Source organism: Xenorhabdus mauleonii (genome assembly GCF_900113945.1).
Taxonomy (GTDB): domain Bacteria; phylum Pseudomonadota; class Gammaproteobacteria; order Enterobacterales; family Enterobacteriaceae; genus Xenorhabdus; species Xenorhabdus mauleonii.
Window position 1 is genome coordinate 77,418 of record NZ_FORG01000003.1, and the last position, 12,110, is coordinate 89,527.

10 protein-coding genes are annotated in these 12,110 nt (G+C 48.2%); 1 reads left to right on the forward strand and 9 read right to left on the reverse strand.

The annotated features are described in order from the left end of the window. Window positions 1-37: 37 nt before the first annotated feature. The 6 genes from BM100_RS03505 to BM100_RS03530 all read right to left on the reverse strand — a co-directional run bounded on the left by BM100_RS03505 (window position 38) and on the right by BM100_RS03530 (window position 6,324). Window positions 38-1,639 (reverse strand): phytoene desaturase family protein, encoded by a 1,602-nt coding sequence (locus BM100_RS03505; RefSeq protein ID WP_092507996.1) that lies wholly within the window; start codon window positions 1,637-1,639, stop codon window positions 38-40. Beyond that, a complete protein-coding gene (locus BM100_RS03510) occupies window positions 1,636-2,439 on the reverse strand; it encodes a cyclase family protein (RefSeq protein ID WP_092507998.1) in 804 nt (267 codons plus the stop codon). The genes BM100_RS03505 and BM100_RS03510 overlap by 4 nt, the downstream gene beginning before the upstream one ends. A gap of 62 nt (window positions 2,440-2,501) precedes the next feature. Further along, on the reverse strand, window positions 2,502-3,050 hold the full coding sequence (locus BM100_RS03515) for a flavin reductase family protein (RefSeq protein WP_092508000.1): 549 nt from the start codon (window positions 3,048-3,050) through the stop codon (window positions 2,502-2,504). Between the two features lie 13 nt (window positions 3,051-3,063). After that, entirely contained in the window at window positions 3,064-4,332 is a 1,269-nt protein-coding gene (locus tag BM100_RS03520; RefSeq protein ID WP_092508002.1) for a styrene monooxygenase/indole monooxygenase family protein, read from the reverse strand. 72 nt (window positions 4,333-4,404) lie between these two features. After that, window positions 4,405-5,256, reverse strand: coding sequence for an SDR family oxidoreductase (locus tag BM100_RS03525; RefSeq protein WP_092508004.1), 852 nt, complete (start codon window positions 5,254-5,256; stop codon window positions 4,405-4,407). 450 nt (window positions 5,257-5,706) lie between these two features. Then, entirely contained in the window at window positions 5,707-6,324 is a 618-nt protein-coding gene (locus BM100_RS03530) for an Ail/Lom family outer membrane beta-barrel protein (protein WP_092508006.1), read from the reverse strand. Between the two features lie 524 nt (window positions 6,325-6,848). Between BM100_RS03530 and BM100_RS03535 the strand changes: the two genes are divergently transcribed. Continuing rightward, complete coding sequence (locus BM100_RS03535) at window positions 6,849-8,123, forward strand: bifunctional O-acetylhomoserine aminocarboxypropyltransferase/cysteine synthase (protein ID WP_092508008.1); 1,275 nt, start codon at window positions 6,849-6,851, stop codon at window positions 8,121-8,123. Window positions 8,124-8,268: 145 nt separating this feature from the next. Here BM100_RS03535 and BM100_RS03540 read toward each other — a convergent pair whose 3' ends face one another. The 3 genes from BM100_RS03540 to BM100_RS03550 form a co-directional block, all read right to left on the reverse strand. After that, window positions 8,269-9,669, reverse strand: coding sequence for an RtcB family protein (locus BM100_RS03540; RefSeq protein WP_092508010.1), 1,401 nt, complete (start codon window positions 9,667-9,669; stop codon window positions 8,269-8,271). Between the two features lie 360 nt (window positions 9,670-10,029). Then, entirely contained in the window at window positions 10,030-11,307 is a 1,278-nt protein-coding gene (locus BM100_RS03545) for a F390 synthetase-related protein (RefSeq protein ID WP_092508012.1), read from the reverse strand. After that, window positions 11,304-12,110: an MBL fold metallo-hydrolase gene (locus BM100_RS03550; RefSeq protein WP_092508014.1), complete on the reverse strand. Its 807-nt coding sequence runs from the start codon at window positions 12,108-12,110 to the stop codon at window positions 11,304-11,306. The genes BM100_RS03545 and BM100_RS03550 overlap by 4 nt, the downstream gene beginning before the upstream one ends.

Consider the following 12,110-nt stretch of genomic DNA (forward strand, 5'->3'; position numbering starts at 1 on the left):
TGAATAAACAAGCTGTGAAATGTCTGGCTAATGTCGATTAGCGCCGCGCAAGTTGACGGGCGACAAGGTAGCCGGAAGTTCCGCCTAATCCGGGGCCGGGATGCGTTGAGGCCCCAATGTGAAATACATTGCTGACAGAGGTTTGATGCGCTTTTGCGCCTTTCGAGGAAGCGAAGGGACGCAACCAGAAAAATTGGTCAGGCGAGCAAATACCTGAGTAGGGATCCCCTCCGACCAAGTTACAATTCAATGCCTGCAAATCCGCCGGGGAATAAGATTTACGCCCGACAATTGAAGATGAAAAACCGGGGATCACTGTTTCAAGACGCTCCTGCACACGATCGGCAACGGCCTCGCGGAGAGCCGCATTCCATTTCCCGTCTGAAGGTATCGAAAGTTCTCCCAGAGCATCCCCTTTCACATGAGTGGGCAACTCCTGCATCTGGATCCACAAGATCCAGCCCCCGTTCGGCGCCCGTGAGGGATCAACCGCCGTGGGTTGCCCGATGGCCAATGTCGGGTGGCTCGGCAGATAGCCGTTGTTGGCCTGCGTTACCGATAAGCACACTTGTTCCATGCTTTCGGTTAAATGGATGAGTGGTACATAGCGCAATTCCGGCTCACGCCATGCAGGTGGCGCGCTTAAAGCAAAGTGGATTTGCATGCCGCCACGTCCATAGCGATAGCTCTGTGCGCGTTGCAGGACAGCATCGGGCTGGTCATCCAGCAACTGCCCATACAATTGCTGGGGGGTCACATTGCAAACCACCGCCTCACTTGCGTGATAAACCTTCCCTGCCACTAACACACCAGAAGCACGGCGTTTTTTTCCTTTCCCTTGTGTGATGATCCGATCAACCTTGGCATTGGTGATAAGTTGGCCGCCATGTTGCTCTATAATGGTGCTGAGTGCTTCTACCATCCGGAAGCTGCCGCCTTTCACTACCGGCATTCCCCCAGCGACCACTGCGGCGAAGGTCAGCTTGCCTATCAGGGCGGAGCTGGCATCATCAGGCCCCAATCCTGTATGCAGCACCCACGGTGCTATCAAAGCGCGGTTGAAATCAGACTGTAATTCACGTTCAGCCCAGCGTCGGAAAGTTTCCAGTGAATGACCGGTAAATTCAGCCAATCCATCAATGCCCCGCTTCCGCCATTCAGAAAAGAGCAATTTGAGCATTCCCAGTCCATATGGATTTTGTCCCAACAAACCAAAAATCAATCCAGCATCATCATGGAAAACGTGTTGCACCATGCGCTGCAATACAGCGCCATCCCCCAGGGCGATGCTATCCAACCACAAGCTAGAACTGACAATATCCCGCGTTAAAGCAATGCTCTTGCCATTCGGCTGTATCAGCCCAGTTGAATAATCACTTTGCGCGAACGCCAAACCCGCTTTTTCCAGGGCCGGTTTCAGTATCTGGTAGGCTGGACTGCTCAAAAACAGCGGATACCAACAGGAAAGCACATCATGGGTATAACCGGGGAAAAGTTCTTCTGTGCGGATACAACCCCCCAATACTGCATTCCGCTCAAGCACCAGCACAGACTTTCCCCATATTGCCAACAGTGCGGCGCATACCAACGAGTTGATCCCGCTGCCAACGATGATGATGTGTGGTTTCGATCCTGTCATGAGGCAGCGGCTCCTGAAAGTGGATCGACCAAAGCCAGCACACGCAGGGGGCTGCCTGAACCACCGCCAATTTTCAGGGGAGCCGCAATCAGTACCGTTCCGGTTGGCGGTAATTGATCGAGGTTTTTCAGGCATTGCAAGCCGTATTTATTTTCTCCGTGCATTAAGGTATGGCAAGGGTAAGCCAATGGCCATGCATAGGATTGGCCCGCATCAGTATTGATGGTTTCGACCCCGAATCCCCGGATGTCGCGCTCGTGGATAAGCCACTCTACGGCTTCCTGCGTTGGGCCGGGGGTATGCGCACTGCCACCTTGCATATTGAGGAAGCGAGCCGGATCTTCTGCCCATTTCGACCAATCGGTTCTGAACAGCACCCATGCGCCTGCGGGAATGCGCCCGTACTGCTCTTCCCACGCCAGTAAAAACGCCACGGTCAGGAGCCAATCCGGATCCTGTGCCACCTGCTGGCTGGCATCCACCACCACCGCAGGAGCCACAAAGTTATGCAAGGGGATGGTATCGACACTGTTATCCGGGTGATCTTTGCCGCTTATCCAGTGAACCGGTGCATCAAAATGCGTTCCCGTATGTTCACCGCAACTAAAATTATTCCAGTACCAGCCCGGGCCATTCTCGTCATAATGGGAAATGCGCTCCATCTTGAATGCCCAGACTTGCCCAAATTGCTCAGGCAATTGCAGGGCAGGAAAATCCGACGTTAATGTCTGAGTCAGATCGACAATCTTCACATTTCCCTGATCCAGCGCGCAAATCAGCGCATTTAATGGGTTTTTCATGAGTGTTCTCCTGAGTTTTTCAATTCGATGGATATGCAGACAAAAAAAAAAGCAGAATGGCTTTATATTTCGCGCATATCATGCAGTGCAGTGAACATACCGCCATGAAAAACCAGTGGCCTGCCTTCAATGCTGGCAACCCGCCTCACTTGCCCAATCATCAGTAAGTGATCACCCAAATGCGTTTGCTGGTGGTTAGTGCAAACCAGCGTTGCTATTGCACCGCCGATTGAGGGGATCCCTTCCGGCGTCTCCTGTACCTCAATATCCTGAAATTTGTTTTCTACTCTTGGATTCGCAAAGCGCAGTGCCAGATCCTGATGTTCACACCCCAAAATGCTGACCGTGAAATATTCACAATCACGGAATACTCTCAGGTTTGGAGAGTGGTTGACCAAACTCCAGAGGATCAACGGGGGTTCCAGAGAAAGCGAGGCAAATGAGTTGATTGTCAGCCCTACATTGCGTCCATCGCTAGTGCGTGTGGCAACCACGGCCACACCGGTCGGGTAATTTCCCAAGATTGCGCGCAGCGTCCTCGACTCAAATTCAGTGATCCCCCATTCGCAATCAAGCCCCGGTATCTGGCTGTTCAATATATTGATACTCATGGCAATCCCCCCTCTACGCCCTGACTTTTTCAATTGGCTGTGAATGTGTCAGTGAGCGTGCCTGTAAATGAATGAACTCCTCACAGGCATGACTCTCTTTCCACCATGGAAACAAGACAGGGGGATGGTTGAAGGCATTGGCGATAGTGCTTGCAAGTGCCGGTAATTGTTGGGCGGCTCCCAATAAATGGAGGATGTGGGGTTCCGGCGGGGCAAGCAGGCTGTTTGTCCATTCCACGACATGATGGCCATATTGCCAAAATTGCTCGAAGGTATCGTTCATCCATTCAGCCGTAAAAGGTCTGTCGCCGCGGGCAATGATCGCTTCATAGTATACTTTGCAGGCTTTGGTGGCGTTGTTGGAACCTTGTCCGGTCAGAGGATCATTGGTCACCACCGCATCGCCCAAACCGAAAACCTGCCGACCCGACGGCAACGTCAGCACGGGCTTACGTACCACCGGTGCAAAACATCCGGCCAGAATGCCATTTGCATCCGTCAACTCCACGTTCTCGCAACGTTCAGCTTCCCACGGCAGGAAAGTCTTGAGGATATGCTTGCTATAGGCCAGATGTTCCTGCGGTGTTCTGACCTCTCGCCAGCCATCCATTGCTCCCCCCGGAATGCCTTCAAATACCATGATATCGCAGGGGCCATTGAGGGTCAGAGCCGGAAAAACGAAATATTCCCCCACGCCGGGGATCAGGTTAAAAGACACGCGCGAATAATTGGGTGTTGGCAGCATGCCGTTCACATAAGTCAGTGCCAACGCACGCTGAGGCTTATCATAGGGAGAACGGGCAGCGTCACGTTCCAGCAGTTTCACGATTTCGCCTTTTCCTCCCGCCAGAATAACCAGCTCATGGTTAGCGGCCAGCTCTTCCAGCTCCGTGACTCCGACATCGCGGATTTCCAGATTGCCGCCACGGGCAGCGAATTGTTCCATCCAGATTGGCATTTTGATTCGTTGATCGACGGCTTGCGCATACTTATCAAGTCTGGCGCTCCATTCAATCAGCTTATCACCGGGAATTTCAGGATGAGGAACCGTGAAACCAATGCCTTCAACGGGCGGACATTCTTCCTCCCACTGGTTCAATCCTAAATCACGTTCGAATTGCAAAGAGGTATCGAACATACACTGACTCGACATCACCCGGCCATTGCGAACATCATCAGGAGTGCGATTGGTAACAACTGTCACCTGATAGCCCTTGTCCAACAGCCCAAGGGCCAGAGGCAGTCCGGCTTGACCACCTCCCACGATAGCTATACGACGCATAATATTTTCCTCTTTCATTTTATTCTGGGCTGTGGAATCGAAACGCTTTCGTTATCCCCTTTTCGGGCATATCTACTGTTGTTGCACAGGTTCTGGTGGAGCGGTTGTTGGTGGAGTCGTTTTTGGTGGAACAGAAGATTCCGTCAAACGTGGAATTGCAGGCTTGGCCTGCTCTGGCCCCATCGCTGAATAGCCACCATCAACGGCATAATCAGCACCGGTCACAAAACTCGCCAAATCTGACAGCAGGAAAGCAACCACTTGGGCAATTTCCTCTGGATCACCCACGCGGCCAAGCAAGTGGTAATCGGCGGCGACTTCATCGGTTTTTTGGCGATTTCCCTGAGTCAACTCATCCATGATTCGTGACCAAGTCCAGCCAGGTGAAACGGAATTAACGCGAATGCGATCAGGGGCATAATCCATTGCCATACTGCGGGTGACCTGCAATAAAGCGGCTTTTGACGCGGGATATAACCAACGCCCTGTCTGGGCTACTGAAGATGAAATGCTGCTGAAGTTAACGATGGCCCCGCCACCGGCGGCCACCAAATAAGGACGCACAAATTGGGCAGCCCTGATAGCGCTGACCACATTGATATTCAAAGCGGTCAACCAATCTTCTCGATTGGCATCAGCACCATCATCCAGATAGGTTGCGGCGAGATTAACGAGGAAATCCAGACTTTCATAATATGCAACAACTTCGTGTATCCCCTCAGAAAGTTGTTTGTCGTCTGCAATATCAATATGCCAAAAACGGATGGATTCCGGTTGCTGGCTGGCGGCTTTGCGCCCTCCTTCTTGATCAATATCGAAAATCGCAACCTTGATACCATATTCACTCAATACTTTGGCAACTGCGGCCCCAATTTTGGTAGCACCACCAGTGATAATGGCGACTTTATTATTTAAGCCTTTCATGAGTGATCACCTTTAGTTATTTAATCAATGGTTTTTAGGGGATCATCATTACGTAAAATAAATAAATTCAATTAGCCGCTATATGCAGAAAAGATCCATTAAATGCAGATATGTCAGGAATATTTGGGAGGAAATGGGAAATTATCCGAATTGTGAATTGGTTATCCAATAAATGACTCAGCACACTGAATAATCCGGTAAATAATAATGAAAAGGTAGGTGATACCCTACTTATTTTGGCAGAAAGAATGCTGACATGAAAAGAAAAAATAAGGTGTTCCAAAATGGGGAACACCTTTTTTATATTAAGGTAATGTTTCCAGAAGAATAGCAAACTACTTCATCAAGATAGAACTCAATACATCAATGCCATTTTTAAAACACGACTATTTAAAAAGCTATGACTTTAAAAATAGTTACTTGAAAAACCATTGCTTATAAAAGCATTAGTTAAAAACGATAGCCTATCCCGATATTGAACCCATTAATGCCATGGTTTTTATTGCCAACGACTTTTGCTGATGAACCTTCATAACCAGCATATACGCTGAAGTTCGGCATTGGATTCACTTCTACGCCAGCACCGTACGCAAAATCGGTAGATTTTTTATCTAAACTCGTTCTGCGAGAGCTTATTGGGCCGTGTTCTCCTTCAAGCAATTCCTTAATATCTGCATCTATTTTTGTATGGGCAAACCCCAATAACCCATATATGCTGACATAATCATTAATGCGGTAAGCAGGGCCAGCCATCAATGAATAGTATTTCCCATCCAAATGGCCTCTGGCAGAATAATATTTTGCATCCATCGCCCCTCTGCCAGAGTCAAATTCTCTCCTGCCACTGTGGTTCTCACTGCCTTTCATATACGTAAATGAACCGATGATGCTGACAGGCGAATCCCACTCATAACGATAATGAAGATTCACACCACGAATATTTTTAAAGTCTTGCACTTTACTTTGAGCATACCCAATGGCAACAGTATGCGAATCTGCATAAGCGAGAGAGCCATACATAAAACCGGATACAACCAACGTTGCCAGAAGCGCTTTTTTCATCACCATCAGAAGTTACCTTTTGAGTTTATTAACCATTTTAAATAGATAAAACTTAGGCACGGAACCCGGATAAAACAAAACAGCTTTGATTAATATTAGTTTATTTATTCAATTACCAATCATTACTTATAGATATATTTCATTTAAAAAACCAAATAAAGGCTGTTTAAATCAGGTATCAAATTGATATCTATTAATATTTATTTTTGATATTGCCCTAACACATTGCCATTTTGTAAATTAGCCAATAATCCACCTTGTTTAACAAGCTGATAGCAAAGCAAAGTAAGATACCTTCTACTTATGCTGCTTTAAGAATGCGCTTCCAGAATGTGCTTTCCGGATGAAATAGCTTTACTGAGACTCACCATACCAAAATAGTTTCATGCGCCGACAAGCAATAAAAGAACCACCATATCAATAGAATCAAACACATCGCGATATTTTGACTGTCATTATTTTCACAGCCCGTATTTTGAGTTTCAGTCTCGAATGTAAGTATCTCGTCACTAAACTAATAGGAAATGACAATGAAATTAGAAACTTTGTCCATCCATGCTGGTTATTCACCTGATCCGACAACGAAATCAGTTGCTGTTCCGATTTACCAGACCACATCTTACGCTTTTGATGATACCCAACATGGTGCTGATCTATTTGATTTAAAAGTTGCAGGCAACATTTACACCCGCATCATGAACCCGACAAACGATGTATTGGAAAAACGCGTAGCCGCTCTGGAAGGGGGAATTGGTGCGCTGGCCGTTGCATCTGGCATGGCAGCAATCACCTATGCCATTCAGACCATCGCAACCGTGGGGGATAACATTGTCGCAGTCGCAAAACTGTATGGCGGGACTTATAACCTGATGGCGCATACTTTCCCCAATATGGGGATAGAAACCCGTTTCGTTGATCATAATGATATGGCGGCCATGGAAGCGTTGATTGATGGGAAAACCAAGGCGCTGTTTTGTGAATCCATCACAAACCCTGCCGGGCATATTATCGATATTCAAGCAATGGCCGATGTTGCCCATCGTCACGGTATTCCCCTTATTGTCGATAATACTGTCGCCACTCCTTACCTATGCCGCCCGTTTGAACATGGCGCCGATATTATTATTCATTCCCTGACCAAATATATTGGTGGGCACGGCACGTCTATCGGTGGGATGGTTGTTGATTCCGGCAAATTCCCTTGGAAGGAACATCAAGATCGCTTTGCTATTTTGAGCACCCCGGATGCGTCGTATCATGGAATAACCTATACCGAACATTTTGGTGACGCCGCCTTTATTGCCCGCTGCCGTGTCGGGCCACTGCGCAGCATGGGTGCAGCCCTGTCTCCATTCAATGCCTTCCTGATTTTGCAGGGGCTTGAGACATTGGCTCTTCGCATGGAACGCCATACGGAAAATGCCCTGAAAATTGCACAATATCTGGAACAACATCCGCAGGTATCCTGGGTTAAATATGCCGGATTGCCCACCCATCCAGAATATGATTTAGCGGTCCGTTATATGGGCGGGAAACCCGCTTCCATCCTCTCATTTGGCATCAAGGGGGGTGAAGAGGCTGCTACCCGTTTTATTGATTCCCTGCAATTGATTGTGCGTCTGGTGAATATTGGCGATGCCAAATCACTGGCTTGCCATCCGGCATCCACCACGCATCGGCAATTAAATGAAGCAGAAATGGTCAAAGCAGGTATAACTCGGGATCTTATCCGCCTATCCATCGGGATTGAACACAGTGATGACATTATTGCCGATCTCGCTCAGGCATTAGACGCTGCGAAATAATACAAAGAAAGAAATAAAAAGAAATAAATAGCGTGAAATAGGGCGCAGAGAGAAATAATACGGGGTAGAAGAATAACGCGGGATAGATTGTTCCTGCCCGCTACCCCGTAAAGTATAAGGGCTGATTAAAAACCAGCCCCCAATATCAGGCTTTAAACGTGATCCACGGCCTGACTCTCGCGACAGGTTGAATTAACCCCGCCTGTTCTTGTATCTCAATCACCGGCGTAATGGGTTTGTAGGCTGCCGGAGCCTCTTCACGCAAGCGGTCACTTTTCAACGTAATACACTGCCAAGGCAAATGACCATTTTTGTGGATGTCCGGTAATTTACCGCGCATTTCCTGACGTCGGACTGAACGCCCGGCGCCGTGAGAACATGACCACAACCAATCGGGATGGCCTTTTCCCAGCACCAAATAGGAATAATCCCCCATTGAGCCGGGAATTAATGCCAATTCCCCAGCCCGTGCGGGTGTGGCACCTTTGCGGTGAAGGTTCATTCCCTGCTCAGGAAAAATAATATTGTGCGAAAGATCCACAATCAGTTGGCTTTTATCCTGCGCAAATACCTGCTGCCACGCTGAGCGAACCAATTCAGTCAATACAATGCGATTCGCCCACGCATAACGTGCCGCCACCCCCATCGCCAGAAAATATTCATGAGCATGCTCTGCGGTCAAACCAAACAGCCCCGAGGCCGGATATTTTTCCGTAGCGGGCCATAGCATCTTTGCTTTATCTGCCCAACGCTTGCCGATGTAAAACCCCACATCGCGTGAACCAGTGTGGATCATCATTAATACTTCACCTTCACGTAAACCTGCGGCATAAGCGGCATGTCTGTCCAGAATGGTGTCGACGATTTGCAGTTCCACAAAGTGATTGCCTGAGCCAACAGTACCCAAGCTGGCCGGGCGAATAATTTCCCGCTTTTCAAAAAAGGCGTCAGGAGCATATCGGCTATGGGCCTTGACTGCCTGCGTGCTCAAAATCGCACTTAATTCGCCAGACATCCGCTTGAAATCGGCCTGTTGCCAAATTCCCTGACACGGCAATTCCTGTAACCAAGCATCCAGGCCGTCATCAAACAAGGCATTGAATGACGCTGGCGTCACCGGCACATCACGCTGATCCAGCAACAATTTATTTTTCAGTTGCTGGATCAGTTCGGCTTTCTCTGTGCTTGCCTCTTCATAACTCAGCCCCGTTCTGAGTAAACGCATTCCACAATTGATATCTGTACCAATTGCAGCGGGGATTACTAAATCCTCGGTAGTTGCCACAATACTGCCAACCGGGGCGGTTGATCCGGGATGAAAATCCGGCGTTGCCCGAGTTTTACAGACCTTGGCTGCACTGCCCGGCACATGCACTGATGCCAGATCGAGTAATTGCTGTACCGCTTTTTCTTCCAATGGCAATGATTCGGGCAGCAATACTTCTGCTTCAATTTGATTTCTGTTGAAACGATAAACGTTATTTTCGTAATGCGTTTCGATTCCCTGACGGGATAGACGTTTTTGTAACCGCTTAAATGTAGACATGTTCGCTACCTAGAAAAACAAAAAATCGCTTCTTCCGGTTTGATGGGTAAGAAGTGTTGTTTTTCCTGCAGCAGCACAAATTCAGGAAGGTTTAGGGGCGGCATTTTAGCCACAATATCAGGCATTGTAAATGGTTAATTAATCTACTCAGTTATCTTGATGTTGCTATTTCCTTTTCAGACTGTCTGCCCCCCCCCATCCATTTGCCAACTGACTTGTACGTCAATTTATTTACCAACTTACACTCACCAATTCATCCCGATAAATCTTATTCCTATAAACCTCGCCCCTATAAAAAACAAACGGTGCAAGCACACCAACAATGGCCACCTGCACCGTTTTAAACGCCCTATTTTCCGGCTATCCCTTCTTTCTGATAATCCGGCGGCGCTTATTAAACAAATCCGGCAATATCTCCTGCGCGATACAGTCCCATTCAATTTTATCAGTATCTACCCCCTGTTTAGCGAAATAGTCTGACAGCGCCAACTGGCATTTTTGGAGGATTTCGATGGGGCAATTTCCTTCTAACTTTATCGACAGGCCGGTCTGCGTAAGACGATAATCACTCGTCAGCGGCAACGTATTGGCAATAATCCGTGAACAAGGGTCGGCGAAAATACTGACGTTTTCCCCATTATGGGCAGGCAAAATCAATTGATCATCATTGCGCCCTTCAATCCGCTCTATCGCCAGTGCAGGATTACCGCAGCCACAAGGAGTTTTCTTCACAATTAAAATATCATCAAGCTGATAGCGTACGATTGGCTGGGTTTCCCGTGTAAAGTCGGTAATGATCGGGTTAAAGCGCAATTCATCAATCCATTTCGGCTCAATATGCAGGGACTCTTCATTAAGATGTAATGTGCCATGAGAGCAACTGCATCCTAAAAAGCCTTCGGTTGCCTGATAGATTTCCCCCACCTCCTTGAATACCATCTCCAGCAATTGGCGATCTTGCGGCTCCAGCACCTCTGCCACTGAAATCACTTTCGTCGGTGACAATGACACTTCACCTCGCTGGATCTTCAAGGCCAGCGCCCGCAAGACCTGGGCCGGAGCCACGATGATTGTGGCATCGTATTCAGCCAATGCCTGGGCCTGTTGATTAAAATCAGCGAACAAATCAAAAAACCGGAAAGAGATCCAACGGTTCTGAATGCTGTCGTAAAGATTATTGCCCGCCCGCAAAAACAGCGCGACTCGCTCACCGTGGAACAGGCCGTTTGGCAGCACCTTGGCCAGCATGGTGCCTGCCCAAATGCTCCGCTCTTTAGGACTGGCAACAAAAATACCGCGCTGCCCTGATGTCCCCGATGACATACCAACACTGTATTGCCCCACCTTGGGTTTGAAATCACGCGATTGTTCACTCAACCGAGCGCATTCAAGCAGCTCCTCACGTTTAAGCCCCGCGGTATTCATCTGGTCGAAATTTTCCATCATGATGGCTTTGTTCATGAGGGGATATTCCGCCAGCGGTAAATCACCATAGGCAGAAAAATATGGGCTTTTCGTCAAAATTTTCTGCCTGAATTTCCCCAGCCTTCTCGTTTGATGCTGTTCAAGCTGCTGGCGGTCATAAAATTTCCACTGTCTTTTGGCTCGCCAATAGTACCAAAGTGTTTTCAGTATCATTCCAAATCTCCCTCATGACATAGCTGGATAGGAACCTGCTTTTGGTCAATTTGGTGCAGCTTGTTCAATGTTTCGTAATAGGCACGGCTGTCATCCATAATGATATTCGCCAATTTGGCCGGCCCGCGCAGTTCACGGTAATTAGTGGGGGACCAAGCCGCATCTCCCGCCAATAATATCCAACCCTGTTCAGTCAATACGCAAAGGCCAAGATGCCCCGCAGCATGACCGGGCAATGGGACAATAATCATCTGTCCCTGACTTTCAGGAACTGCATAACCTTCCCCCAATACCGCTAATTCTTCTGGCAAGGAAGTGGTCTCAAAGCCTTCATAAAAACAAGCTCTGGATTCGAAATCTTCCGGAATTAGCCCCCGTACAAATGCATTTTTTAGGGCGGCAAAACCACGCAAGTTGCGGGTTTTCTGCCAGCCATCCCCCGAACAGATAAATTTGCTCTGCGGAAAATCACGCAATCCCGCAATATGATCACCGTGGAAATGAGAAATGATAATGCCATCAATATCACGCGCTTGAATGCCTTCCTCTTTCAGTTGCATCACCAGTGAATCTTTGGTTTCAAAGTAGACAGGCGTCACGGTGCGATACAACTGAATAATCCCACTGCGGGTATGATCGTAAAAATGGCTGGCATATCCGGTATCAAGCAGCCATCGCCTGTCATTGCACTCCAGCAACCAGGCGCGGGCTGGAAATTTACATACGCGAAAACTGGCCCCCGTCAGTGCCATGCAGCCAGGATGGGTACAATATCCCACTTCAAACACACGCATCTTAACCAT

Coding starts and splice junctions, on each gene's coding strand:
- BM100_RS03540 (WP_092508010.1), bottom strand. CDS start 9,669: ATGTCTACATTTAAGCGGTTACAAAAACGTCTATCCCGTCAGGGAATC.
- BM100_RS03525 (WP_092508004.1), bottom strand. CDS start 5,256: ATGAAAGGCTTAAATAATAAAGTCGCCATTATCACTGGTGGTGCTACC.
- BM100_RS03520 (WP_092508002.1), bottom strand. CDS start 4,332: ATGCGTCGTATAGCTATCGTGGGAGGTGGTCAAGCCGGACTGCCTCTG.
- BM100_RS03515 (WP_092508000.1), bottom strand. CDS start 3,050: ATGAGTATCAATATATTGAACAGCCAGATACCGGGGCTTGATTGCGAA.
- BM100_RS03505 (WP_092507996.1), bottom strand. CDS start 1,639: ATGACAGGATCGAAACCACACATCATCATCGTTGGCAGCGGGATCAAC.
- BM100_RS03510 (WP_092507998.1), bottom strand. CDS start 2,439: ATGAAAAACCCATTAAATGCGCTGATTTGCGCGCTGGATCAGGGAAAT.
- BM100_RS03545 (WP_092508012.1), bottom strand. CDS start 11,307: ATGATACTGAAAACACTTTGGTACTATTGGCGAGCCAAAAGACAGTGG.
- BM100_RS03530 (WP_092508006.1), bottom strand. CDS start 6,324: ATGGTGATGAAAAAAGCGCTTCTGGCAACGTTGGTTGTATCCGGTTTT.
- BM100_RS03535 (WP_092508008.1), top strand. CDS start 6,849: ATGAAATTAGAAACTTTGTCCATCCATGCTGGTTATTCACCTGATCCG.
- BM100_RS03550 (WP_092508014.1), bottom strand. CDS start 12,110: ATGGTTAAGATGCGTGTGTTTGAAGTGGGATATTGTACCCATCCTGGC.